Source organism: Ignatzschineria larvae DSM 13226 (assembly GCF_038500265.1).
In the GTDB taxonomy this organism is placed as follows: domain Bacteria; phylum Pseudomonadota; class Gammaproteobacteria; order Cardiobacteriales; family Wohlfahrtiimonadaceae; genus Ignatzschineria; species Ignatzschineria larvae.
Genome location: NZ_CP150637.1, coordinates 2,309,286 through 2,336,237 on the forward strand (window position 1 = coordinate 2,309,286; position 26,952 = coordinate 2,336,237).

The 26,952-nt window shown below is 42.8% G+C and carries 21 protein-coding genes and 1 riboswitch; of the genes, 12 read left to right on the forward strand and 9 right to left on the reverse strand.

The genetic code is table 11. The features are described 5' to 3' along the window. Window positions 1-693, forward strand: coding sequence for an ABC transporter permease subunit (locus tag WMO13_RS09550; protein WP_051396330.1), 693 nt, complete (start codon window positions 1-3; stop codon window positions 691-693). Beyond that, window positions 690-1,421: an amino acid ABC transporter ATP-binding protein gene (locus tag WMO13_RS09555; protein ID WP_026879546.1), complete on the forward strand. Its 732-nt coding sequence runs from the start codon at window positions 690-692 to the stop codon at window positions 1,419-1,421. Before WMO13_RS09550 ends, WMO13_RS09555 begins: the two co-directional genes overlap by 4 nt. 726 nt (window positions 1,422-2,147) lie before the next feature. Here WMO13_RS09555 and WMO13_RS09560 read toward each other — a convergent pair. The 6 genes from WMO13_RS09560 to WMO13_RS09585 form a co-directional block, all read right to left on the reverse strand. After that, a complete protein-coding gene (locus WMO13_RS09560) occupies window positions 2,148-3,248 on the reverse strand; it encodes a peptide ABC transporter ATP-binding protein (RefSeq protein WP_084331547.1) in 1,101 nt (366 codons plus the stop codon). 28 nt (window positions 3,249-3,276) lie between these two features. After that, window positions 3,277-4,299 (reverse strand): dipeptide ABC transporter ATP-binding protein, encoded by a 1,023-nt coding sequence (gene dppD / locus WMO13_RS09565; RefSeq protein ID WP_026879548.1) that lies wholly within the window; start codon window positions 4,297-4,299, stop codon window positions 3,277-3,279. 10 nt (window positions 4,300-4,309) lie between these two features. Continuing rightward, entirely contained in the window at window positions 4,310-5,224 is a 915-nt protein-coding gene (gene dppC / locus WMO13_RS09570; RefSeq protein WP_026879549.1) for a dipeptide ABC transporter permease DppC, read from the reverse strand. Window positions 5,225-5,281: 57 nt separating this feature from the next. After that, entirely contained in the window at window positions 5,282-6,298 is a 1,017-nt protein-coding gene (gene dppB / locus WMO13_RS09575; protein ID WP_026879550.1) for a dipeptide ABC transporter permease DppB, read from the reverse strand. Window positions 6,299-6,494: 196 nt separating this feature from the next. Then, the gene (locus WMO13_RS09580; RefSeq protein ID WP_416224375.1) at window positions 6,495-8,057 is read right to left on the reverse strand and encodes an ABC transporter substrate-binding protein; all 1,563 of its coding nucleotides are present in this window, start codon (window positions 8,055-8,057) and stop codon (window positions 6,495-6,497) included. Window positions 8,058-8,422: 365 nt separating this feature from the next. Then, on the reverse strand, window positions 8,423-9,205 hold the full coding sequence (locus tag WMO13_RS09585) for a TSUP family transporter (protein ID WP_034856206.1): 783 nt from the start codon (window positions 9,203-9,205) through the stop codon (window positions 8,423-8,425). Between the two features lie 405 nt (window positions 9,206-9,610). Between WMO13_RS09585 and WMO13_RS09590 the strand changes: the two genes are divergently transcribed. The 3 genes from WMO13_RS09590 to WMO13_RS09600 all read left to right on the forward strand — a co-directional run bounded on the left by WMO13_RS09590 (window position 9,611) and on the right by WMO13_RS09600 (window position 12,621). After that, on the forward strand, window positions 9,611-10,894 hold the full coding sequence (locus WMO13_RS09590) for an NAD(P)/FAD-dependent oxidoreductase (RefSeq protein ID WP_026879553.1): 1,284 nt from the start codon (window positions 9,611-9,613) through the stop codon (window positions 10,892-10,894). Window positions 10,895-10,999: 105 nt separating this feature from the next. Then, entirely contained in the window at window positions 11,000-11,656 is a 657-nt protein-coding gene (locus tag WMO13_RS09595) for an HAD family hydrolase (RefSeq protein ID WP_026879554.1), read from the forward strand. 110 nt (window positions 11,657-11,766) lie between these two features. Further along, window positions 11,767-12,621 (forward strand): CvfB family protein, encoded by an 855-nt coding sequence (locus WMO13_RS09600; protein WP_026879555.1) that lies wholly within the window; start codon window positions 11,767-11,769, stop codon window positions 12,619-12,621. Between the two features lie 228 nt (window positions 12,622-12,849). Here WMO13_RS09600 and WMO13_RS09605 read toward each other — a convergent pair whose 3' ends face one another. The 3 genes from WMO13_RS09605 to clpB all read right to left on the reverse strand — a co-directional run bounded on the left by WMO13_RS09605 (window position 12,850) and on the right by clpB (window position 17,784). Beyond that, window positions 12,850-14,295, reverse strand: a complete 1,446-nt coding sequence (locus WMO13_RS09605; RefSeq protein WP_051396332.1) for an alanine/glycine:cation symporter family protein — start codon at window positions 14,293-14,295, stop codon at window positions 12,850-12,852. Window positions 14,296-14,448: 153 nt separating this feature from the next. Beyond that, window positions 14,449-14,907: an OsmC family protein gene (locus tag WMO13_RS09610; RefSeq protein WP_051396333.1), complete on the reverse strand. Its 459-nt coding sequence runs from the start codon at window positions 14,905-14,907 to the stop codon at window positions 14,449-14,451. Window positions 14,908-15,168: 261 nt separating this feature from the next. Beyond that, window positions 15,169-17,784, reverse strand: coding sequence for an ATP-dependent chaperone ClpB (gene clpB, locus WMO13_RS09615; RefSeq protein WP_034856209.1), 2,616 nt, complete (start codon window positions 17,782-17,784; stop codon window positions 15,169-15,171). Window positions 17,785-18,281: 497 nt separating this feature from the next. Here clpB and WMO13_RS09620 point away from each other — a divergent pair, with 497 nt between their 5' ends. From WMO13_RS09620 to WMO13_RS09650, 7 genes are all read left to right on the forward strand, one after another. Continuing rightward, a complete protein-coding gene (locus WMO13_RS09620; RefSeq protein ID WP_026879557.1) occupies window positions 18,282-19,547 on the forward strand; it encodes a M20 family metallo-hydrolase in 1,266 nt (421 codons plus the stop codon). Between the two features lie 138 nt (window positions 19,548-19,685). After that, entirely contained in the window at window positions 19,686-20,870 is a 1,185-nt protein-coding gene (locus WMO13_RS09625) for an amidohydrolase (protein ID WP_026879558.1), read from the forward strand. 349 nt (window positions 20,871-21,219) lie between these two features. Then, entirely contained in the window at window positions 21,220-22,710 is a 1,491-nt protein-coding gene (locus WMO13_RS09630) for an AbgT family transporter (RefSeq protein ID WP_026879559.1), read from the forward strand. A gap of 206 nt (window positions 22,711-22,916) precedes the next feature. Then, window positions 22,917-22,961, forward strand: a riboswitch (PreQ1 riboswitch). Between the two features lie 4 nt (window positions 22,962-22,965). Continuing rightward, window positions 22,966-23,619 (forward strand): 7-cyano-7-deazaguanine synthase QueC, encoded by a 654-nt coding sequence (queC, locus tag WMO13_RS09635; protein WP_026879560.1) that lies wholly within the window; start codon window positions 22,966-22,968, stop codon window positions 23,617-23,619. A gap of 1 nt (window position 23,620) precedes the next feature. Beyond that, window positions 23,621-24,046, forward strand: a complete 426-nt coding sequence (locus WMO13_RS09640) for a 6-pyruvoyl trahydropterin synthase family protein (RefSeq protein WP_026879561.1) — start codon at window positions 23,621-23,623, stop codon at window positions 24,044-24,046. Continuing rightward, on the forward strand, window positions 24,043-24,765 hold the full coding sequence (gene queE, locus WMO13_RS09645; RefSeq protein WP_026879562.1) for a 7-carboxy-7-deazaguanine synthase QueE: 723 nt from the start codon (window positions 24,043-24,045) through the stop codon (window positions 24,763-24,765). The genes WMO13_RS09640 and queE overlap by 4 nt, the downstream gene beginning before the upstream one ends. 430 nt (window positions 24,766-25,195) lie before the next feature. Next, entirely contained in the window at window positions 25,196-26,923 is a 1,728-nt protein-coding gene (locus WMO13_RS09650; RefSeq protein WP_026879563.1) for a thiamine pyrophosphate-dependent enzyme, read from the forward strand. The last annotated feature ends 29 nt before the right edge of the window (window positions 26,924-26,952 follow it).

Below are 26,952 nucleotides of genomic sequence, written 5' to 3' on the forward strand. Positions count from 1 at the left end.
ATGGGGAATTTCTCTTTTAGCAGTTTATGGCATATCCTTCAGGAAAATAGCGATTTTCTACTCCAAGGCTTAGGGGTGAGTTTACAGATCACGGTGATCGCGATTTTAGTCGGAATGGTTTGGGGAATTATTCTTGCCGTTCTTCGGCTCTATGCTCCGCGCCCGATTGCTTTTTTGGCCACCGCCTATGTGAATCTCTTTCGCTCGATCCCGCTCATTATGGTGTTAATGTGGTTTTATCTTGCGATCGGTCCGACGGTTCAACAATATTTTGGCTTAGGCAATAGTAGTAGCGTTCGCTTAATGTGGGCGGTTATTGCCTTTTCTCTCTTTGAAGCGGCTTACTATTCTGAGATTATCCGCGCCGGCTTCAAGAGCGTACGCAAACAGCAGATGAGCGCCTCTCTCGCCTTAGGAATGAATCGGGCGCAAGCCATCTATTATGTAATTCTCCCTCAAGCGCTTCGCAATATGGTCCCGCTTCTTTTGACGCAAGCGATTATCCTCTTTCAAGATACCTCGCTTGTGTACATTATGAGCCTGAATGACTTCTTTAGAACAACGGATATTATCGGCTACAACAATAATGCCAAAATGGAGATGATTCTCTTTGCCGGTTTTACCTACTTTATTATCTGTTTCACCCTTTCTCGTCTTGTGCACTATTTGCAAAAAAGGAGACAAATCGCATGATCACTTATCAAAATGTCAGTAAATTTTATGGTCAATTTCAGGTCTTGAAAAACTGCTCAACTCAAATTGCCGAAAAAGAAGTGGTTGTGGTCTGCGGTCCCTCCGGTTCAGGGAAATCCACCTTAATTCAGTGCGCTAATGGGCTTGAGCCTTTTCAGCAAGGGGATATCATTATCAATGGTCACTCTTTGGCTAATCCTAAGGTCAATATCAATCAAGTCCGCGCGGAAGTAGGGATGGTGTTTCAACACTTTGAGCTCTTTCCGAATATGACGATTGAGCAGAATTTAATGCTCGCCCAAATGAAGGTACTTAAACGATCTAAAGAGGAAGCGCATAGTAAAGCCCTTGCGCTATTAGATCGCGTTGGTTTAAAAGCCCATCTTGGTAAATACCCTACGCAGCTCTCCGGTGGGCAGCAGCAACGGGTAGCCATTGCCCGCGCCTTAGCGATGGATCCGAAAGTGATGCTCTTTGATGAGCCCACCTCGGCGCTTGATCCTGAAATGGTGCATGAAGTCTTAAATGTGATGACAGAACTTGCACAAGAGGGGATGACGATGATGTGTGTAACCCATGAAATGGGTTTTGCCAAACGCGTGGCCGGTCGGGTAATCTTTATCGATAGCGGTGAGATCTATGACGATCTCTCTAAAGAGGCTTTCTTCAATGGTACGCCGAGCACTCGCGCGCAAAACTTCTTGAAAAATATCTTTCATGATCAGTAGATGATCTGTAGCATTTTATAATTCATCAGCTACGATCTATCCTCTGTCGTGACAGCTCAATCCTCAGATAGGCATGATTCGCTTATTTGAGGATTGATTCCATTCTAGTTTTGTATCGATCCCATTATAAATAATAGTCTTTTTTATAAGATATTTACATACCATTTCAATGAATTAGTGCAGTTTTCTAAATAATTTCGGAAAAATTATCCCTTTTTTGCCAAACAACCTTTTTAGTAAAAGGTTGTTAACTCGATAAGAATGTGCATTTTCAAAAACATACTACAAAAAATCTACAAAAAAGATCAGTTTATCCTTAAAATCACGCCTCTTTCAGTCTATAATGTCGACAACAAATTAAAATTAGAATTTCTTTTATCACGTTATCTTTTCATGTCTCCATACCTTTGACTAGATAACAGTATTAAGGTGTCACAACTGTCCGCTGTGACACCTTTTCTTTTTGTCTTACAAAATATAGTAAATTTGGTTTAAGAAAAATGGCTTTTAAACAGCTATTGTGGGGTTTTAAAAGAAGATAAAACCTGGCTCACCAACACTTGCAAGATGCAGGATAGAACAGCTTCCTTGCCTCAATCAGCCGATGCGCCGGCATTTTAATAAGCTTCTTTTGAACCGATATTACTATAGTGTACATTCACACTACAACATTGAAGTGATCAGGCTCATTCAATAATTCTCATTGAATCATCCTAATTGTTCGCGTTAATTTGCTTGCGCTTCAGATAGATCATCTAGTTTAAAACACGCCACTTCGTGAGGATGTCCATCGGGATCAAGATATCGCTTCAACGCCGGTTGTGCTTGCCGGCATTTTGTCATCACAAACGGACAACGGGTATTAAAAGCGCAGCCCTCTGGCGGGTTCAATGGACTTGGCAACTCCCCTTGTAATGTAATCTTCTCCCGCTTATTCTCGCTATTTAAGCGCGGTGTCACTGATAAGAGCGCTTGAGTATAAGGATGAAGTGGATAGCGGAAAATTGCCTCATTACTCGCTTTTTCTACCGTCTTGCCGAGATACATTACCATCACATCATCGGCAATATGTTCCACCACCGATAAGTCGTGCGAGATAAAGAGATACGAAAGCCCAAGCTCTGCTTGCAGATCCATCATCAGATTAAGAACCTGCGCTTGCACCGAGACATCGAGCGCTGAGACTGGCTCATCGGCTATTACAATATCAGGATTGAGCATTAATCCTCGCGCAATAGCAATCCTTTGCCGCTGCCCCCCTGAGAACATATGGGGATAGCGATCATAAAATTCCGTACGAAGCCCCACCTTTTCCATCATCGCTAAGACTCGTGATTTGCGCTCATCTGCCGAGAGATCAGTATTAATCAGTAACGGCTCTTCAAGAATTTTACCAATCTTCTTTCGAGGATTGAGTGAACCATACGGATTTTGGAAAATAATCTGAATCTTCTGCCGGCGAATCGATTCCACTTCCGCTGATCGCGCCAATAGCGATTCCCCTTTGTATAAAAGCGCACCACCGGTTGGCGTTTCGATCATCGTTAAGACTTTGGCCAAAGTGGATTTACCACAGCCTGATTCTCCTACAACCGCTAATGTTCGTCCTTTTTCTAAGGTAAACGAGATCCCATTGAGCGCCTTAACGCTCCCCTTTCCCCGAAAGAGCCCACGATTAACGGTGTAATATTTCGTTAAATCTTCCGCCACTAATAAGGCTTGAATGTCGCTATGACCTCCTTTAGGCGTCTCTGCTGAATCTGCCGCCGTTTCTGTCGTCGCTTCTAAGGGTTCGGTTACAATGGTTTTTGGCGCTTCGCCTACCATCTGTAATGTGGCATCTGCTTGATGTTCTCTATACATAATTCACCTCCTCACCCTTTGCCGTATCGTCTTTTTGAACCGGCATCTCTCTTTTTGTGATTAATGGAAAATGGCATTTCACCCAATGATCCTCTACTGCCACTAAGGCAGGCTCTTTTGCCATACAAAGGGGCTGACGATAAGGACAGCGAGGATTGAGTAGACAACCACTTGGGCGATCATATTTCCCCGGCACCACACCCGGCAACGATTCTAAGCGGGATTTCCCCTGTGAAAATTCTGGCAATGACTTCAACAAGGCTTCGGTATAAGGATGTAGTGGATGTGCAAAAATCGCATCCGCTTTAGCTATTTCCACCACTTGCCCGGCATACATTACGACAATTTTATCCGCCGCTTCCGCCACTAACGCTAAATCGTGGGTAATCAGCAGTAGCGCCATATTCTGCTCTTGTTGTAACTTCAATAACAGATTCATAATCTGCCCTTGAATCGTGACATCAAGTGCCGTTGTCGGCTCATCGGCAATGAGTAATTTCGGCCGGCAAGCAATCGCCATGGCAATCATCACCCGCTGACTCATTCCCCCTGATAACTGATGAGGATAGAGCGACAATCGATTCTTGGCATCGGGAATCCCGACTTCTGTGAGCAGCTCAATCGCCCGCGCTTTACGTGCTCGGCGACTGCCGCCTTGATGCACCTTTAAGGTCTCCATAATCTGATAACCCACCGTAAATGCAGGATTCAATGCCGTCATCGGATCTTGGAAAATCATCGCCACATCCGCCCCTAAAATCTTCCGGCGCGCTTTGTGAGATAAGGTTTGCAGATCAATATCATTAAAATGAAGTGCTTCTGCCGTCACCGTTCCCGGGAAATCAATCAAGCCCATAATCGCTAAAGAGCTCACCGATTTACCCGAGCCCGATTCCCCAACAATACCGACCACTTCACCGGCATCAACAGAGTAGCTGATCTGATCTACCGCGCGGAAACGATCCCCTTTTTCACCAAACTCCACTGTCAGTTGGTCTACGCTTAATAGTGTCATTCTCTCCCCCTTAAACCTTTAGCTTCGGATCAAGCGCATCCCGCAGACCATCGCCCATCAGGTTAAATGCTAATACCGTTAATAAAATCGCAATGCCCGGAAATGCCACAACCCACCAAGCAGATTGAGTATATTGCAAGACATCTGAGAGCATCGTGCCCCACTCCGGTGTCGGTGGTTGTGCGCCCATCCCTAAGAATCCTAATGCAGCCATATCCAAAATCGCATTGGAAAACCCTAATGTGGCCTGCACAATTAAAGGCGCTAAACAGTTGGGCAAAATATTGATAAACATCTGCCGAGTATGGCGTGCTCCGGCGACTTTTGAGGCCACCACATAATCTTTCTCCATCTCACTCATCACCGTTGCCCGGGTTAAGCGTACATAGTGAGGTAACGCCACAAAAGCAAGCGCAATAGAGGCATTGACAATAGAGGGCCCAAAGATCGCCACTAACACTAACGCAAGCAGAAGACTAGGGAGCGCTAACATAATATCCACAACGCGCATAATAATGCTCTCTAAAATACCGCCAAAATAGCCTGCTAATAGCCCAAGGGTTATCCCTAAAATTAAGGATACAATCACGACGACAACGCCCACGAGAAGCGATAGCCGCGCGCCATAAATTAGCCGACTTAAGATATCTCGGCCCACATCATCAGTGCCGAGGATAAATTGCCACGAACCGCCCTCCATCCAAACCGGTGGCATTAAGAGATGCCCTCGAAATTGTTCTGCCGGCGAATGGGGGGCAATCCACTGTGCAGCAAGTGCAACGATAATAATGAATAGAATAAAGATCAAACCTGCAACGGCACCCCGATTTTTACTAAAATAGCGCCAAAATTGGGCAAAAGCGCCTTGCGGGGCCTTTAAGAGTAGAAGCTCAGGATCTACCGGTCGATTCTCCTCTAACCGCATCTCCCCATCTTCTAATAGGACATTTAAGTCTCGATTATGATGTGTCATCTGTCGCTCCTATTTATGTCGAATACGGGGATCTACAAAACCATAGAGCAGATCCACTAAAAAGTTGACGATAATAATCAATGAGGCCACTAAAAGTACACCACTTTGTACGACCGGGTAATCCCGCCGTTGTAGCGCTTCAATGAGCCAACGCCCTACACCAGGCCAAGAGAAGATCGTCTCCGTTAAGATTGCGCCCCCTAACATCGTCCCCACTTGTAAGCCAATCACCGTAATCACCGGAATTAAGGCATTTCTTAAAGCGTGAATTAAAATAATGCGCGCGCGCCCTAAACCTTTCGCTCTTGCAGTCAGAATATAATCTTCACTCAACACTTCTAACATTGAAGAGCGCGTCATCCGAACAATCACCGCAAGAGGAATGGTGCCTAAGACAATCGCCGGCAGAATCAGATGATGAATCGCATCCCAAAAATCGCCTTCTTCCCCATAAAAACAGGTATCGATCAGCATAAATCCGGTCAGCGGTTCGCTATCATCTAAGAAGACCATATCGCTAATGCGTCCTGATACCGGCGTTAAATCGAGATTAACCGATACCAACATAATGAGCATCATTCCCCACCAGAAGATCGGCATTGAATAACCGGTTAAGGAGAGCCCGACCGCCGTATGATCAAAGATCGAACCCCGCTTCACTGCGGCAATGACTCCTGTAGGAACACCCACAACCACCGCAAAGATCATTGCACAAATGCCAAGCTCTAATGTTGCCTTGAATCTTGGCAAAAACTCGCTCCAAACCGGGCGCTGCGTAACCAAAGAATTGCCCAGATCCCCTTGTAATACGCCCTTGAGATAATCCCAATATTGCACAATAAAAGGTTGATCATAGCCAAATTGCGCCCGAAGCTCGGCATATTTCTCAGGGGTAATCCCGCGCTCACCGGCGAGAATTAAGATCGGATCACCAGGAATGAGATGAATAAAGAGAAACGTTAAGAGCGTGATACCAATAAAGGTAGGAATAATCATCCCTAAACGTCGAAAAAAGAATTGAACCATAAGAGCATTACCCTATTGAATATATTGGGAATATATTGAGAAAAATAGCAAAAGATCAAACCGGGTAAGCGAACAACAAGAAGCGCCAGATTCCCCGGCGCTCCTGTTGATGACACTACACTACATTATGACTACACCGTAACCGATAAAGTTACGAATGACCTAATGCCTTAATCTTTAGCCTTCATCATTAACCTTAATCTTCAACATCTACTTGATTAAAATTATGCGTACCCAGAGGATCGATAATGTAATTCACCACCTCTTTACGCACAGGCATATAGACGGTTGAGTGCGCAATATTGAGAACCGGCTGATCTGCTTTTAAGATCTCTTGCGCTTGTAGGTAGAGCTCCACACGACGGTCGTGATCTGTAGTTGATCGCGCCTCTGTTAAAATCGCGTCAAACTCAGGATTACACCAACGGGAATAGTTCGAACCCGATTTCACCGCATCACAGCTTAAAAGGAATGAGAAGAAGTTATCAGGATCCCCATTATCGCCCGTCCAGCCCATTAAGACCGCGTCATGCTCACCATTACGAATACGGGTCAAATACTCGCCCCATTCATAAGTCACGATATTCGCTTTCACCCCAATTTTCGCCCAATCCGCCTGAATCATCTCGGCCATCCGGCGGGCATTAGGGTTATAAGGCCGTTGAACCGGCATTGCCCAAAGGGTTAACTCAAAACCATCAGGAAGACCGGCTTTCTCTAAGAGTGCTTTTGCCCCTTCAATATCGTACGTATCATTTTCGATCTGATCGTTATAGCCCCACATTGTTGGCGGAATGAAGTTTTTCGCTTCTTCGGCATTGCCTTGGAAGATCGCCTCGATAATATCGCCCTTATTCACCGCCATACTGAGCGCTTGACGCACTTCTAGCTTATCTAAAGGCGGTTTATCCATATTAAAGGCCATATAACCAATATTTAGCCCTGTGAGCTCTTTCACATCAATCGCTTCATCTTGTCGCATCCGCTCAAGGTCCGCAAGATTGGGATAAGGCATCACCTGACATTCCCCTTTTTGCAGCTTCGCATAACGCACCGCTGCATCAGGGGTAATTGAGAAGATCAAACGATCGAGCTTCGCCGGCTCACCAAAGTAATCTTTAAACTTAGTATAGAGAATCCGAGAATCTTGCTCATAGGTTCTAAATTGGAAAGGACCGGTGCCGATCGGTTTAAGATCAATTTCTTCAGGTTTCCCTTGTGCCAATAATTGCTCGCCATATTCCGCCGATAAGATCGAGGCAAAGGCCATCGCTAAGTTCGCTAAAAATGGCGATTCAGGACGAGTGAGATTGATTTTAACCGTATAATCATCGATCTTCTCCACCGAATCGATCAGATCCGGGAAACCCATCGCTTCAAAATACTCAAATTGGCGACTCGATACATTATGGTAAGGATGATCTGGATTCATCTGCCGCTCAAAGGTAAAGACCACATCATCGGCATTAAAATCACGAGTGGGTTTAAAACTCTTATTACTATGGAACTTCACCCCTTTACGAAGATGAAAGGTAAACTCTTTCCCATCCTCACTCACATCCCACGATTCTGCTAAACTCGGCTCAAATTCCGTAGTCCCCAGTTTAAATTCTGTTAAACGATTATAAAGTGGAATACCACTTGCATCAAAAGTCGTACCGGTAGATGAGAGCTGCGGGTTAAATGTCTCGGGCGAAGCCTCTGAACAGTAGACTAAAGTCGCTGCTTGCGCACCTGTAACGGTTAATGCACCGATCATTGCCACTGCTGACAGTGCCCGTTTAAAAGGCGCAATAAGCCTTGATCCTATGAAGCAATCCTTCATAATTCCTCCTATCTGATAAGTAAATCTCTACCGGCAACACCCTTTATTATTATGATCACTCTGCTGTTTCTTGCGAGGTAGAGTACAATGTATCGTTGACGTTCAGCGAAAAGATATTGAGAAAATCAATTCCTCTGTACCCTTTTATCATTACCTTGATTTTATTTAAAATGCAAGCCATCGAATGTGATTTTATGGAATATTGTATTAATAAGATAATACTTTAATCGCAGATATTCACGAAAGGATTCCCCTTTCTTCAAGCTTTATCCATCAGTTAAATGCGAACAGATACGGCATTAGAAAAACTGTAACAACCACTGCGAGAGAGGATTGGTCGGTTCTAAGAGTAATTTAAGCGCCATTGCGACACTCATTACGATCAGTAACGGCCGAATCACGCGCCCACCATATTTCACCGCAAACCGCGCGCCGAGTTGTGCGCCGATAAAAGCACCGCAAGCCATTAATAAACCAAGTAGAATCTGCATCTCTCCGGAAAAAGCAAAGATAAAGAGTGAGCCAATATTAGAGGCAAAATTGGCCAATTTGGTTTCGGCAATGGCATTCACTAACGTAGAGCCGAGCATCAGCACAAATGCCACCATAAAAAATGAGCCTGTGCCTGGGCCGAAGATTCCATCATAAAAGCCGATCAAGGGGACAAAAGTGAGAAGGAATAACGTACGTGAGATCTTCGCTCGCTTCTCTTTCCCATCTAATGAGGGAGAAAGCAGAAAGTAGATCGCAACGCAGAGTAGAAGAATCGGGACAATCACCTGCAGAAAAGTCGCCGGCAATTTCGTGGCTAATAGCGCACCAATCGTACCGCCGGCAAAAGCCATAAAGAAGACCCATTTCGAGAAATGCCATTTGATCAACCCCTTACGAAAAAAGGCCACCGTGGCCGAAAAAGAGCCGGCTGAGGATTGTAATTTATTCGTGGCAAGCGCTTGTACCGGTGTAAGTCCTGACAGCAGTAGTGCCGGTAGCGTAATCAATCCGCCACCGCCGGCAATCGCATCGATAAACCCGGCAACCACCGCGACCAACACTAATATGGCAATAATCTCCCCTGACATCCTATCTCTCCTTTTGTAGTCCTATTCTCAAGTAGTCCTATTTTTTATATTGTTTATGATTCATAATTTATTATTGATTGTTATCACAAACCACGATCCCACTTCATCGAAATCAGTGTAGCAAACCTCCCGGCAGATAGTCCGGAAATTTACAACCCGCCTATCCAATCTCTCTCGATGCCTTGATATAAAAGTATCAGAGATTCCGTCATTCGCTTTCTCACGACCCTTAATAGGGATTTACAATATTGTGATTCCTTAATAGGTTATAATGCCCCTCGTTTCGATCACCTTGAAATAGGATTCAAATAGCGTTGCAATCAAACGGATCTGATTAGTCGATCCTATAAAGCGATTTGATAGATTAACTTTACAACATACACTCCACAGGCCACTAGGATAATTATGACAACGGCACATCATTTTCAAACCATTATTATTGGCGCAGGAGCCGCAGGTTTAATGGCGGCAAGTCGCTTAGGGCAAGCAGGTCATTCTGTTCTATTGCTTGATTCAGCGCCCAAAATTGGTGAGAAAATCCGAATTGCCGGCGGGGGATTTTGTAACTTTACCAATACTCATATCGATGGTTTTGATGCCTCAAACTACTATGTTTCAGAGAATCCCAAATTTGTCCGTTACGCCTTATCGAATTTTACCGCGCAAGACTTTATCGCCTTAGTCGAACAGTATCAGATTCCTTATACCGAAAAGCATCGAGGACAGCTCTTTTGTGATCGTGAACAAAAGGCATCTTCTAAAGATATTGTAGCAATGCTCCTCGCTGAGTGCCGTAAAGGGAACGTAGATCTGCGCTATCCTTGCAAAGTTCACGCCATTCACAGCATCACAACAGAGGATCAAACCTCACATAGAGCGTATTTCGAAGTCAGTACAACAGAGGGGATTTTTACCGCAGATTATCTCATAATCGCTACCGGCGGCTTAGCCATTCCGAAAATTGGCGCAACAGATTTTGGTTATAAGATCGCCCAATCCTTTGGCCACTCTATTATCCCGCCTCGTCCGGCATTAGTACCGCTTCATTTTGATTTTTGGGAACAGGACAATTTTGTAACACTTGCGGGTATTTCCCTACCGGTCAGTGTCTCAACCGCAAAAGATCAGAAAGGTAAAAAAACGATTACATTCCAAGAAGATCTACTCTTTCGTCATAAAGGCTTATCAGGACCTGCGATTTTACAGATCTCGAGTTATTGGCAACCCGGTCAACCCATTACACTCAACTTCGCCCCTGAAGTCGATTTAGAATCAGCGCTCATTGCCCTCAAACCCAAAGTCAAATATCAGCTTGAGCGGGCACTGACCGAACTCATTCCGGCAATGCCCAAGCGTCTCATTCAATTTTGGCTCAATCGTCCTGCATTGGCAGAGTATCAAACCACGCCGCTCCCTGAGATTCCTAATAAAATCTTGCAACGACTCGCAACTAACCTCAATCATTGGACTATTACCCCTTGTGGTACCGACGGCCATAAGACAGCAGAAGCCACAAGAGGCGGCATCAATACCAAAGAACTCAATCCCAAAACGATGGAGAGTCAACGTTGCCTAAATCTCTACTTTATCGGGGAAGTCGTCGATGTCGTCGGTTGGCTCGGCGGTTATAACTTCCAATGGGCGTGGGCTTCAGCGGTCTGTGCTGTGAATGGGATTTTGGAAAGATAACTAAAAAAGAGAATAGGTTGCTACTATAACTCAATGTTAAATAGTCAATTAACCTGTATCATATTGATATATGATGAAATTCACTATGACAAAAGGAACCATTACATGACCGCAATATTTGACCTTGATTTAACACTCATTAATGGGGATTCCTCCACTCGTTGGTGTCATTGGATTGCAGAGCAAGGTTTTGTCGAAGATTTACCGGCCTTTTATAAAAGGGAAGCGGAACTAATGGATCATTATCGGCAGAAAAAACTTAAAGTGGAAGATTACATCAAACTCTCATTAACGCCGGTGATTCATCTGCCTATTACCGAGATTGATCAGCTTCTCAAGCGTTATATTGAAGCGCAGATCACGCCAATTATTATCCCGCAGATGTTAGCGTGTGTCCGGCAACATCAGCAACATCGAGAAGTGATCATTATCTCCTCTTCTCCTCAATTTCTTGTACGCGCCATTGCCAAGCAATGCTTTAATATTGATACAAGTTTCGGGGTTGCAGTGGCGGAAAATAATGGATTTTATACTACTAATGTCATCGGCACCTCCCCTTATCAAGGCGGAAAATTAACTCTCTTTCAAGAGCATCGTCAATCGGATGCGGCATTTTTTGAAGATTGCTACTTCTATACCGATTCTATTAATGATATTGCCCTCTTAGAAGCAGTAGAATTCCCCTATATTATTCAGCCAGATGCCGAGCTTGAGGCCATTGCCAAAGCTCGTCATTGGCCGATTATTGAGATTGAGAAGTAAACGATCATAGAATTATCCTATCGCTTTTGTGGGAAGTGCTTATAATAGAGAGATTGTTCGGCACATCTAAGTGCCAAACTTGTTGTTCTCTATCTACATTTAAAGGCCGTATGTCTTACTATCACGACAATGAACCCAAATTGGGACAGATGAATCGTCTGACCATTATTGAAAAAAACAAAATGGGATTGATCCTCGAGGGGGATGTTTTACTTCCCACCAAAGAGATTCCCCACAATCAACCGCATCAAGTCGGGAAATGGCTTGATGTCTTTGTCTATCTCGATCATAAAAACAATTTTATCGCCACCACAACCCGCCCTTATACGGAAGTGGGAAAATTTGCCGATCTGCAAGTGGTAGAGATTAATGATTATGGGATCTTCTTTGATTGGGGTTTACCGAAAGATCTGATGATGCCCTTTAGCGAAGAGATCGGGACACTTCACGCCGGTGACTTTGCCCTGGTTTATACCTATATTGATCCTATCTCTGAACGTATTACCGCAAGTATGAAAATCGAGAAATTCCTCGATCAAAAACAGCATATGTATCAAGAAGGTCACGAAGTCTCCTTAATCGTGGCAGAAAAAACCGATCTCGGTGTGAAAGTGATTGTGGATCACGCACATTGGGGCTTAATCTACCATAATGATGTCATTGGCGATCTTGAGATTGGCGATGAAGTGCCGGGCTTTATTAAATTTGTCCGGGAAGATGATAAGCTCGATGTAATTCAACGCCCGATCATCAAAACAGCAGAGGCGAGAGAGACCTTAGAAGAAGCTATTTTGCGGAAATTGAGCGAATATCGCGGTAAGATGCCTTTAGGTGATAAAAGTAGCCCTGAAGAGATCCATAAAGCATTTGGTGTCAGCAAATCAGCCTTTAAAAAAGCATTAGGCGCGCTCTTTAAAGATCGGAAAATTTTGGTGTCTGATCACGAAGTGATTAAGAAGATTTAACCATCCGCTTTTACTTAAAATCATTAAGACAGTTTCTCGCATCGCCGGGGCGAAATATCCCGCTCTTCCCTCGACCTCGCGCCGGCAGTTGTGGCATTTCTTCATACCGAGAGATTGATCATCGCTCATCTGCGGGCGCGGGATTTGTCTGGCTTTGCAAACATTCCCTCCCGCCACGAATCTACTTTTATTGGGTAATGAACTTATCGCTGAAAGACTTTGAGCCTCTTACTGAGGCATTGCTTTAAAATAAGGATCATCTACTTCATCGATATTCTCCGGTATTTCATTTTGCCAACATTCGGTACCGGTAATCGTAGGGAAATCATCCGCGTAGAATACAGGATCAAGCCCCGCTTTTCGTTGTAGTACATAATCTTTAAAGAGAATCATCACCGTAGGGCTTAATCGTAGCAATACAATCGCATTTAGCAACATCATCACTCCGATCATAAAATCAATACTCTCCCAAACAAAACTAGCCTCAATGAAAGGCCCTATCACAATCATTGCAAGAAAGAGCACTCGATATCCTTGTAATGCAACGTGCTTATCACTTAAAAAGCGTAGATTACTCTCTCCATAGTAGTAATTACTAATGACCGAGGTGAAAGAAAATAGAAAGAGGGAAATAGAGACTAAATAAGGAGCTAGGCTACCAATATGAATCGCCATTGAGGCTTGTGTGAGTAGAATGCCATTCGGCACGCCATGTCCATATAATCCTGAAATTAAAATAATAAAAGCAGTACATGTACTCACTACCATAGTATCCACAAAGACACCAAGACTCTGAATAAAGCCTTGCTTCACTGGATGAGAAACATTAGCACTTGCACCAGCACTGGAAATAGAGCCTGTACCAGCCTCATTAGAGAAGATGCCTCGGCGCGTTCCTTGAACAAGGGCAATCCCCATACCGCCACCTAATAGCTCTCTGAAGCCTAAAGCATTATTGACGATTAACGATAAAATATCCGGCAATAAGGTAATATTACGCAACATAATATAACCTGTAACGCCTAGATAAATGAGTAACATAAATGGCACTAAAATCTCAGTGACATGCACAATACGACGCAGTCCCCCAACAATAATTACACCAATTATCCCAACTAAAAAAGCGACAACCCACTCTTCATCAAGGGAATAAACCATACTGAACGATTGCGCAATAATATTTGATTGAACAAGCGTAAAAAGTACACCGAAACTCGTAATAAGAAGGAGTGCGAAAACAGCAGCATAATTATGCCAACCAAGCGCTTTTTCAATGTAGTAAGCAGTTCCACCGCGATAGAGATCCCCATCTTTTACCTTATAGAGTTGTCCTAACGTATTCTCCGCAAATGAAGTCGCCATCCCCAAAAAAGCCACACACCACATCCAAAAAACAGCGCCGGGGCCACCAATGCTAATCGCTAAGGCAACACCTAATATATTACTCGAACCAATACGGCTCGCTAAACTTAAACTAAAGGATTGAAAAGAGGAAATTCCTTGACCGTTACGAGGATACTCCTTCAATAAACGCCACATCTCTTTAAAACACCGAAATTGTAAAAATGCAGTTTTAATCGAAAAGTAGACGCCAACAAGAATTAAAAGAAGTACAAGAGGATAAGACCATAGTAGATCATTTGCACTATATAGCATGCCCTTTACAACATCCATCAGACCTCCACGGCTCTCACGAGCACTTTACCATTTATTCTCATATCATAAATAAATATATGTAAAATATATTCAAGATAAATTTCATAGAGAGGATAATTGCAGAAAATCTATATAAATAATATTAATCTATTGATCTCACTATTGATTAATCTAAATTGCCGTACAGCGATAATCTACTTCAATTGTAGATTCAGGTGTATTTATGAGCGTTGCGGCAACCGGGCAATGGCTCTCCACATAGGCAATCAAGGTATCGATATCCTCAGATGTCGCCGGGCTTTCAATATGATAGAGAGTACGAAGCGCACTAAAGCCTATCGGAACAGTCGGATCGCCCATAAAACCGGCAGGATCAAAATCGCCCTCTACTTCAACCGATAGATGACTTAAAGGAATCTGTAAATTTTTAGCCGTTTCTTGTAAGACAATCGTTTTACAGCTACTTAAAGCAGCAAGTAATAACTCAATCGGCATCATCCCGCTATCTTTCCCCATCGGCGCCGGTTCATCAGCGATAATAGTATGGTCTCTAGCGGTAACCTCTACTTGACAACCCTGCTGCATTACAGATCTAGCGCGGTAAACACCCGCTCTTTTTCGTCTCATCATTGTTATTCTCCATCGCTCACTTCTCTCCCCTTGCGTTATGAACATTATGAATAATGCATTGAATACAACGAGTCCTAGAAGCTTCTCAATTTTTATCTGAAACTAGAATTTTATTCACTATTATGATCGGTTTTTTTCATAAATGCTATGTTATTGCCGATACTTATCGTAAACAAAAAACCTTGCCTATCATTTGATAGGCAAGGCTAATTGTCATTAATCAATCGTGAATCAATACTCTATAATATTCGTTTATATCAATTACTCAACAATGACTTCGGCATCGATAATATCCATATTCAGATCACCATCAATGATCACGGTATCGCCCCCTTTGAATTCCCCACGTAAGAATGCTTTTGCAAGTGGGTTTTCAAGATGGGTTTGGATTGCACGTTTGAGTGGACGCGCGCCAAAGACAGGATCGTAACCAATTTCGCCCAATTTATCGAGGCCTTCCGCGGTCACCGTTAAGATCACATCGTGCTCAAGCAAACGTTTAACAACACGATTCACCTGTAATTTAGCAATCGCGCGGATATGCTCTTTTCCTAATGGGTGGAAGACAACAATATCATCAATACGGTTGATAAACTCTGGGCGGAAGTGTTGACCGACCACATCCATCACTGATTCGCGCATTGCAAGATATTGATCTTTTTCACTCAAATCACTTAAACGACTTGCTTGCTCTTGGATCAAGTGTGAACCTAAATTCGAGGTCATAATAATGACGGTATTTTTGAAATCCACCGTCCGACCTTGACCATCGGTTAAGCGGCCATCATCTAATACCTGCAATAAGATATTAAAGACATCAGGATGCGCTTTCTCCACCTCATCGAGTAGAATGACAGAGTAAGGACGACGGCGCACCGCTTCTGTTAAGTAACCGCCCTCTTCATACCCCACATATCCTGGAGGCGCACCAATTAAGCGCGCGACCGAGTGTTTCTCCATAAACTCAGACATATCTAAACGAAGCATTGCATTCTCATCATCAAAGAGGAATGTGGCCAATGTTTTCGTCAATTCTGTTTTACCAACACCCGTTGGACCTAAGAAGAGGAAGGAACCGATCGGACGATTAGGATCTGATAATCCCGCACGAGAACGACGTACCGCATCAGAGACTGCTGTAATAGCCTCTTTCTGACCAATGACATTTTCACCGAGAACCTCTTCCATTCGAAGCAGTTTTTCCCGTTCTCCTTCCATCATTCGACTTACAGGGATACCGGTCCATTTAGAGACCACATCGGCAATCTCATTCGCTGTCACTTTAGTACGAACAAGTTTATGTTCCCGCTCTTCGTGATTTTCTGCGGCTTGTGACTCTTTCAATTGACGCTCAAGCTCAGGAATACGGCCATATTGAAGCTCACTCATCTTCGCAAGATCGCCACTACGTTTCGCAGCTTCAAGCTCAATACGCGCTTGATCGAGATCCTCTTTCAGAGAGGTTGCCCCTTGCATTAAGCTCTTCTCAATTTTCCAAACCTCTTCAAGGTCGGCATACTCCTTCTCCAATTTAGAGAGCTCAGTTTCTAAGGTTTCAAGACGTTTCTTAGAAGCATCATCCGTCTCTTTCTTAATCGCTTCCCGCTCAATTTTGAGCTGAATAATCCGGCGATCAAGTTTATCCATCGCCTCGGGTTTAGAGTCGATCTCCATCCGAATTTGGCTTCCCGCTTCATCAATGAGGTCAATCGCTTTATCTGGCAATTGTCGATCGGTAATATAACGATGAGAAAGGGTTGCGGCCGCAACAATCGCCGGGTCAGTAATCTCAACCCCGTGATGAATCTCATAACGCTCTTTCAATCCTCGAAGAATCGCAATGGTATCTTCCACAGTGGGTTCTTCTACTAATACTTGTTGGAAACGGCGCTCAAGCGCTGCATCTTTCTCGATATATTCACGATATTCATTCAGTGTAGTTGCCCCGATACAGTGCAGTTCACCACGAGAGAGGGCAGGTTTGAGTAAGTTACCGGCATCCATCGCGCCATCTGTTTTACCCGCTCCGACCATCATATGAATCTCATCGATAAAGAGAATCACTTGACCATCGGCTTTCTCAAGTTCATTTAAAACCGCTTTTAAGCGCTCTTCAAATTCACCACGGAATTTAGCACCGGCAATTAACGCACCTAAATCTAATGATAAAACACGTTTTCCTTTCAATCCTTCCGGCACTTCGCCATTGACGATACGTTGGGCAAGCCCTTCCACGATCGCAGTTTTACCCACTCCAGGCTCCCCGATTAATACAGGGTTATTTTTGGTACGGCGAGATAATACTTGAATCGCACGACGAATCTCATCATCACGTCCGATGACAGGATCGAGTTTACCAAGCTCTGCACGCTCGGTTAAATCCACTGTATATTTATTCAATGCTTCCCGTTTCTCTTCTGCATTGGGATCTTGCACGCTCTCACCTCCGCGAATCGCATCAATTGCACGATTTAAAACCTCTTTATTGACGCCGCACTCTCTAAGAATCTCGGCTAATTTCTTATTCTCATCTAACACACCTAATACAAATACTTCAGATGAGAGATAGCCATCGCCCCGTTTATGCATCTCTTTTTCAGAGGCCACTAAAACGCGCTGTAAATTTTGGCTAATATGAATATCATTACTGCCCGAAATTTTCGGGAACTTTTCAATCTCTTCATTCACTTTCTGGTTTAGAAGCGCAATATTCGCGCGACATTGCCGGAAAAGTGGCAAAATTGAACCTTCACGTTGATTAATCATCGTGCTTAAAATATGTTCTGGTTCAATATATTGATTATCATTGGTCAGCGCTAATGTTTGTGCGCCGCTTAAAGCATTTAAAAATGCTTGTGTAAATTTATCTTGGTTCATCCAAAATCTCCCTATAAGTTTATTGATCGTAGCTGGGGATTGTTGGAACCTAATACTCTATTCTTATCCTACACACTTTCTTAAGTTATTAGATTATTCCCCTTACGTATCACAAAATGGGGATCATCTTTCACTTTTCAAGAAATTTTGACAAAAAAAGACAAAATTTATGGTATTAACACTATCATTTTTTTGACAAGTGCCTTTTTTGGTAAGCTTAATTTATTTGCAATATTTTTATATAATTAATAAACATTATAATACACATATAGCCTATCTTTAAGACTCAACTATCTTTAAGACTCAACAAATGTTATTCCCGCTGTAATATTGCTTATTTTTAGACAAATACGAAATATTTAAGGTATAGATATCTCTACATATCTTTATATTGGATACCTCTATACATATTGGTCATGAAATTAATTATTCTCAATATCGGCCAAAGGAGTATTCAATGTTTCCCGTGAAACATCCCACCTAAAGGAGAAATAACCATGTATGAATGTATATTCTTACCCTCATCTTTACAACAACAAGCTTTGAAAGATATCGAATCCTTAAAAGCGATTACCGAACCTGATAAACCTTTTACCCGCAGAGCTTTTACGGAAAAGTATCAAGAAGGCCGTGCTTATCTGATTGCGCAACTTAAGCAACTTGGATTAAAACCTTTTATCGATAATGCTGGAAATTTAAGGGCTCGTTTACAGGGTGAAACTGAGACAACCATCTATATCGGTTCTCATAGCGATACAGTTCCAAATGGTGGCATCTTAGATGGTATATTAGGTGTAATTGCAGGGCTTACCATCTTACGTTACTTCGTAGAAAAAAAGATCACTCCAAACTGTAGTATTGAGCTTATTGATTTCCTAGCGGAAGAGACGAGCGATTGGGGAATATCCTGTATCGGTAGTCGCGGTTTATCGGGTCAATTATCTGCTGAGCATCTTGCGTTAAAACACCCGAAAACAGGAGAAATATTAGCAGATGCCATTCAACGTGTGGGTGGAGATCCTGACCAGTTACTGAAAACACCTTCTGCAAATCTCGATAATTATTTTTTAGAGTTACATATAGAACAAGGCCCTGTATTAGAAAAGACTCACAAAAAAATTGGTCTAGTGACGCATATCGTAGGCATAGAACGGCTAAAAATTCAATTTAAGGGGATCAGCAATCATGCCGGGACAACACCAATGAATATGCGGCAAGATACACTCGTAGCTGCAGCTAAAACGATTGTAGCCATCCATGAAATTACGAATCAACTTTCAATAGAGGCCTCTATGCAGGAAGAATCATTTGTAGCAACTTGTGGAATGATTGAAAATCATCCAAATGCCATGAATGTTGTGCCCGGTAGTACCACTTTAATGGTTGATACACGCTCGACAAAACCACAATTTTTCACGCACTTTAAAACACAATTACAAGCCTACTTAGAGCAGCTTCATTTCCCCTATCATTGGGAAATAACAACGGATACATCTCCGGTTCTAATGGATACTTCATTACTTGCACTAAGTGAAACAATTGCACAATCAGCTAACATTCCCTACCTGAAAATGGCCAGTGGCGCAGGACACGATGCTGCCTTTATGGCATCCATTGCAAAAACAGCAATGCTCTTTATCCCCAGTATTGCCGGCATTAGCCATAACCCCAAAGAGGCAAGCCACGAGAAAGATATTCTGTGTGGCATTGAATTACTACTACAACTAACAATAAAACTTGCACTGAATGAAAAGAAGTTGTAGGTTGTACTCATAACAATAATTACAAAAAAGAAAACAAAATTTATCAATTGTCAAGATTCTTAATACGTTAGATCTGGATTTTGGCCTTTAAATGTCGATAAATTTTGTGACAAACCATCGGAAAATACGGAGAGAAACATGAAAAGCTTGGAAGTCTTGCAATCTTGGCAATCTGAAGCTCAAGAAATTAGACGTTCAATTCACCAACATCCAGAGCTCGGCTTTGAAGAACAACAAACTCAAAAGACCATCAACGATCTCTTAACGCGTTATGGTGTCGATTCTATCGATCTAAGCTTTGCTAAAACCGCCGTTGTTGCCACCATTAAAGGGAATTTACCGGGCCCGATGATCGGTTTACGCGCCGATATCGATGCACTACCGGTCACCGAAGAGAATACCTTTGATCATCGATCTCAACATCAAGGTACTATGCATGCTTGTGGACATGATGGGCATACCACTATGCTCTTAATGGCTGCAAAATATTTAGCAAGCTATCGCGATTTTGCTGGCACAGCAGTGCTCTTTTTCCAACCCGCAGAGGAGGGACGAGGCGGTGCGGAAACACTCGTTCTAAAAGAGCAAGTATTACAAAAATACCCCGTAGAAGCAGTCTACGCCATGCACAATTGGCCAAGCCTACCAGCAGGTAGTTTTGCGATTAAACCCGGCAGTATTATGGCAAGCTCTGATCGTATCTTTATCGATATTAAGGGAAAAAGTGGCCACGCGGCACAACCCCATCATACCCAAGATCCTCTTTTAGTGGCGACCCATATTTATCAGGGGGTTCAGGGATTAGTGGCAAGAACCATTGATCCACTCTCTCCGATTGTTGTTGCCATTACCCAACTCCATGTCGGGGAAACCACCAATGCAATTGCCGGTACAGCAAAAATGGCGGGGACAATCCGCACCCACAATGAAGCGGTTCGCGCGGATATTCTCGCAAAATTAACCGCATTGGTAGAAAATATGGGGGCCGCCTTTGGTATGGAAGCAAGCATTAAACTTGGCCCAGTAAGTCATCCGGTAACTGTCAATACTGAAGCAGAAGCAGCTCGAGCAATTGCGGTTGCGACTGAACTGGTTGGCCCTGAACATGTTGTATTGGATATTACTGAACAGATGACGAGCGAGGATTTTGCTTTCTTCCTACAGGAAGTACCGGGATGTTACCTCTTTATCGGCAATGGTGATCAAGCAGAAGGACATTCTGTGGGATTACATAACAGTCATTATGATTTTAATGATGCGATTATTCCCTTAGGTGCTTCCTTTCTAGTTGAGGTTGTTCGCTCGTACCAACAAGCCATTTAACCCTTAAGATCGATCTCACTACTATCTGAAATCGATTCTATTATTTTCAACGGTTCTCCATAGATGCCTGCGAGATGATGCAGTAATGATCTTTCATTATCTGTATCATCTGCCGGTATTTTTCTCTGCCTGCGAACGGCTAAAACAATAAACAAAAATAACTCATTAAACAAATTATCAATTTTATTGATAACTATTCACGCAAGATCTTATCGCATTTGACGATTATAATCCGTGAAAATCAGGATTCATAGAATCCATAATTAAACCTTCATGCTACCCAATATAGGGCGAGCGCTTTAATACTTATAGATCAATAACGCCCGGTTTACTGGGTTGGAGGCTTCTTATGCAGAAAAAAAGTTGGTTCGATTATATTGAAACCATCGGAAATAAAATTCCAAATCCACTCTATCTCTTTATGATTTTCTGCCTGATTATTGCAGTAATATCAGCGATTATGAGCGGTTCAGGACTCAATATTACCCATCCTGTTTCACATGAAACAGTGCCTATTCGCAATCTCATTAGTGGCGAAGGATTAGTCTATATTCTTCAATCAACAGTCACAAACTTCATTAACTTCAAACCCTTAGGACTTGTACTCTGTATGATGATCGCAGTCGGTTTAGTCCAAGAGGTTAAGCTAGCTGATGTTGCTATTAAAACATTACTCCTCAATGCGCCTCGTCGGTTTGTAACAGCTTCTATCTTTTTAGTGGGCATTGTGGGTAACTTAGCCTCTGATGCCGCCTTTGTGTTAGTGCCTCCCCTTGCCGGTATTATTTTTGCCGCAACAAAACGCAATCCGGTTGTAGGAATCTGTGCCGGCTTTGTGGCGGTTGCAGCGGGTTTTACAGCCAATATCTTTATTGCCGGGACGGATGTATTACTCTCTGGCGTTACCAATGAGGCTTCCGCAACGATTAATGGGGCTGAAATTACACCGGCGGCAAACTGGTATTTTATGCTTCTTTCAGTGCCATTTCTCACCATCATGAGCTCTTGGATTACGGAAAAGCTGATTGAACCCCGCTTTCCCGTAGAGGAAGATTTTGGGGCAAAAGCCTCTGATGAGAGTCAAAAATATGCCGTTTCCGATCGAGATCGCCGGGCGCTTAAATATACAGGGCTCTTTGCGCTACTCTTTATTGCGCTCTTAGTCATTACGATCTATCCCGAAAATTCCCCACTGCGTGGTCCTTCAGGGGGATTAGTGCCCTCTCCATTCTTAAGTGGCATGATTCCGATTATTATGACTTTCTTTATCAGCTGCTCAATCGTCTTTGGTGTTTTAGCTGGCACAATTCAAAGCTTTGATGATCTGCCAAGATTAATGACGAATGCTCTTAAAAATGTAGGGGGTTATATCGTATTAGTCTTCTTTATTGCCCAGTTTATCGGTTGGTTTAACTGGACAAATCTCTCACTTTGGCTTGCGGTATCCGGTGCTGATTTCCTTTCAAGTGTAGAATTACCCTCCATCGTGATGTTAGGAGCGCTCATTATTCTGTCAGGCTTAGTCAATCTTGTAGTCTTCAGTGGATCAGCACAATGGGCGATGATGGCACCGATCTTTGTACCTCTATTGATGCTCTTAGGCATTGAGCCTGATGCCATTCAGATGGCCTATCGAATTGGTGATTCCACGACCAATGTCATCTCCCCAACAAACCCCTACCTCCCGATGGTGCTAGCGCTTATCGCTCAATACAACAGCAGAGTCAAATTTGGCACATTCCTATCGATTATGTTCCCCTACTCGATTATTCTCGTCACCACTTGGGGTGCACTCTTCTTAGGTTATTACGCATTAGGATTACCCTTAGGGCCGATGTAGTCATCGGATAACCTATTTGATATAAGATCTAATCAATTGATAGAACCTCGGAATTTTCCGAGGTTTTTTATTACAAAACCAAATGATATATTGATTATTAAATTAGCATATTCGTAAATATAAATGTCATTTGTAAAAATTTATTTATAAAAAATTCTATTTCCCTTTAGCTTCTTTTTTAAAGTTTGCTATACTTTTGCGACGCTATTGAAGAGGTTCTAGCGCAACCCTCTATAAAAAACTAAGGAGATTCATGTGAAACAGCAGCGAGCAATCGTCGTATTTAGCGGCGGTCAAGATAGCACTACTTGCCTTTTCTGGGCAAAAGAGAGATTCCAAGAAGTTATTGCTTTAACGTTCGATTACGGACAACGCCATCAGCAAGAGGTGCAACATGCTAAAGCGATTGCCAAAGAGCTTGGCGTAGAATGGCTTCCTTTCCAACTCGATCTCTTCTCTAAACTCACGCAAAATGCTTTAACCAGCAATCAGGTCAACATCGAACAGAAAGCGGGAGAATTACCTTCAACTTTTGTTCCCGGCCGTAATCATCTCTTCTTCTCTATTGCGGCAATGGTGGCTTATCAGAGAGAAGCTCAACATATTATTGTGGGTGTCAGTCAAACCGATTTCAGTGGTTATCCTGATTGCAGAGATAACTTTGTAAAATCCCTCAATGTCACATTAAATTTGGCAATGGAGGCCGATTTTCAAATTCATACGCCGTTAATGTGGTTAGATAAAAAAGAGGTATGGGCACTCTCTGATCAATTAGGCGCATTTGATTATATTCAACAAAAAACACTGACCTGCTATGAAGGGATTCCTGCTTCTGGTTGCGGTGTTTGCCCGGCCTGTATTTTACGGCAAAAAGGATTAGAAGCATATTTAGCAGAAAAGGGGGAATAAGATGTTACAGCAATTCTACCCAACGCCTGCCCATCCTTTTCGTTATGAGATGAATAAGGATCTTCATTTTGCAGCCGCCCACCATATTCCCGATCCATCCGCCGGCATCTGCCAACAAGTTCATGGCCATACCTATTTTGTCAATATCACAATTGTCGGAGATACGCTAGATGAGTGTGGTTTTTTAGTGAATTTTCAGCTGATTAAAAAGCTGGTTCATGCCCCCTATGATCACACACTACTCAATCACCATGAGGATTTTAGTACGCGCCCACCTTCCACTGAAGTGGTCACCGAAGCCATTTGGCGACGAATACAAGATCATCTGAATACCCTTCCCCACCAGCCCCGTTGCCTCCAAGTATTAGTACGCGAAACACCGACAAGTTATGTCTGCTATCGACCCAAAGCGGAGGATTTTATATGAACTTCCCGGTATTAGAGATTTTTGGCCCAACGGTTCAAGGTGAGGGAATGGTCATTGGGCGCAAAACTTGCTTTGTCCGTTTTGCTGCCTGCGACTATCAATGTGTTTGGTGCGATTCGAAATTCACTTGGGATGGATCTGTTAAACCTACCTTAATGAATAGTGAAGAGATTCTGACAGCACTCATTGCATTGCAACAAGATCATTTACAACACAATCGTGTAGATCATATTACCATTAGTGGCGGTAATCCTGCGCTCTTTAAGGGATTAGATCAATTGGTGCACTTACTCCATCAAGCGGGTTTTAAAGTTGCGATTGAAACCCAAGGATCTCATTGGAATGAAGCACTCTTAGAGATCGATGAGGTCACTCTCTCCCCTAAACCCCCTTCAAGTGAAATGATCACCGATTTCCCGTTATTAACTCAAATTATTCAGCGATTAAAAGGACGGAATATCTCCCTTAAAGTCGTCATTTTTAATGATGAGGATTTACGCTATGCCGAAGAGATCTACCAGCTTTATCCGGATATTCCCCTCTATCTACAAGTAGGAAATGATCGATTAGAGGATCATGATGAAGCGGCGATAGCTCACTATCTACTCCAAAGGTATCGGCAACTAGTCGATAAAGTGATGCAATCCACCGCCCTCAAAAATGTTCGAGTCTTACCACAGCTGCATGCGTTGCTCTGGGGCAATCGTCGTGGCGTTTAGAACGTCAACATTGCGAGTTTGAACATTAGCACCTCATGATCAAGCTTTAGAGATAAACTCTCACTCTTTTAGTAAGGATTCCCTAAAAAATAAACCTATCATTAATAAAATAAATTATAACAATAGATTAGGTGATGGTAGGATAGGTTGTAGATCTAATCTAGCTTGCCATCATCTTTTTGATTTGTAGTCGAGCACACTTATTATTGAATCCGTAAAAACCATATGATATATCCTCATATATAGTTAGCATATATTAATAAATATATAGGTTTATGTTGATTGTTTTATATTTATTTATACTGTTTTATACTGATTAATTTATTTATATTAAATGATTATTATTTATAAAAATAAGTGATTCCCCTATAATAGAATCTGTTTAAGATGATGACATCTTATCATTTGACTAAAATTATGGGAGTAGACAATGGCTAAGAAAAAAGTTGCCCGAATAGTGGTAGAAACATTAGAAAACTTTGGGGTGAAACGTTGCTATGGGGTCGTCGGTGATACCCTTAATGAAGTAACCGATGCAATGCGCTACCATAGCAAAATTGAGTGGGTACATATGCGTCATGAAGAAGCTGGTGGTTTTGCGGCCGGCGCAGAAGCATTTATGACCAAGAATCTTACTGCCTGTGCGGGCTCTTGTGGTCCTGGTAGTTTGCATTTTATTAATGGCCTTTTTGAGAGTCATCGTAACGGTTCCCCTGTTGTGCTTATCGCTAGCCAATTACCGACTAATGTCCTTGGCACCAATTTCCCACAAGAAGTAGATTACACACCTATCTATAAAACATGCTCTGTCTTCTGTGAAACCGTCACCAACGCGCATGAAGCCAAACGAATCTTAATGAGTGCTTGCCAAGCGGCAATTACAAAGAAAGGCGTTGCGGTTGTCATTCTTCCTTCCGATATCAGTGCAACAGAAGTAGAAGATGCGCCTGTCTTACAACAGTATCAACCTAAGAATCCTCTGGTTCGTCCGCAAGATGATGAAATTCAAGCAATGGCAGCACTTCTCAATGCCGATGGTAAAATCGGGATTTATGCCGGCGCAGGTTGTGAAGATGCAAGAGATGAAGTATTAGCACTGTGTGAGAAGCTCAATGCCCCCATGGCGCATACCTCTCGCGCGAAAGATTTTGTTGAGTGGGATAATCCTTACAATGTGGGTATGACCGGAATGTTGGGCGTTAAATCGGGCTATGAGATGCTAATGCATTGCGATACGCTCTTAATCCTCGGCGCAGATTTTGCTTGGTCTCAATTTTATCCAAAGCATGCCAAAATTATTCAAGTGGATATCGATCCTAAAAAACTCGGCCTTCGTCATGCAATCGAATTAGGGGTGATTGGTAATGTCAAAGAGACCATCAATGCCCTGCTCCCTTATCTACATCAGCGAGAATCAACAGAATTTCTCCATACCTATACCGAGATGCACAAAAAAGCAATGGAGAAACTCAATGAGAAAGCTATCGCTCACGACCATGATCTGATTCATCCGCAATATCTCACAGAGCTACTCAGTCAATATGCCGATGAAGATGCGCTGTTAACCGCAGATACGGGATCAGCAATGGCTTGGTCTTTACGTCATTTTCATACAAATGGCAAACGCCGGACACTGCTCTCAATGAAACATGGCACCATGGCCAATGCAATGTCTCAGGCGATTGGTCTTCAGAAAGCTTATCCAACACGTCAAGTAATCTCTCTCTCCGGCGATGGTGGTTTTGCGATGTTAATGGGTGATCTCTTAACACTTGTACAAGAAAAAATTCCTCTTAAAGTGGTGATTCTCAATAATAGTACGCTCGACTTTGTCGAACTTGAGATGAAAGCAGAAGGGATTGTTAATAGCTATACCGATCTCCAAAATCCTGATTTTGCTAAAGTTGCAGAATCTGTCGGCATTAAAGGTTTCTCAGCAAAAGATTCTCATACCTTAGAAGAGACGGTGAAAAACTTCTTAGCCTTTGATGGCCCTGCGATCTTAGATGTCTATGTCAATCGTTTAGAACTGATCTGGCCACCGCACCCTGAATTTAGTAACTTCGAAAATATGGCACTCTATGGCACTAAAGCCATCTTAGGAGGTGAAGGTCATACTTTCATGGATATGCTCAAAGACAACTTCATCAACAAATAATCAAATATAATGAATTTGGTTTAGGAAAA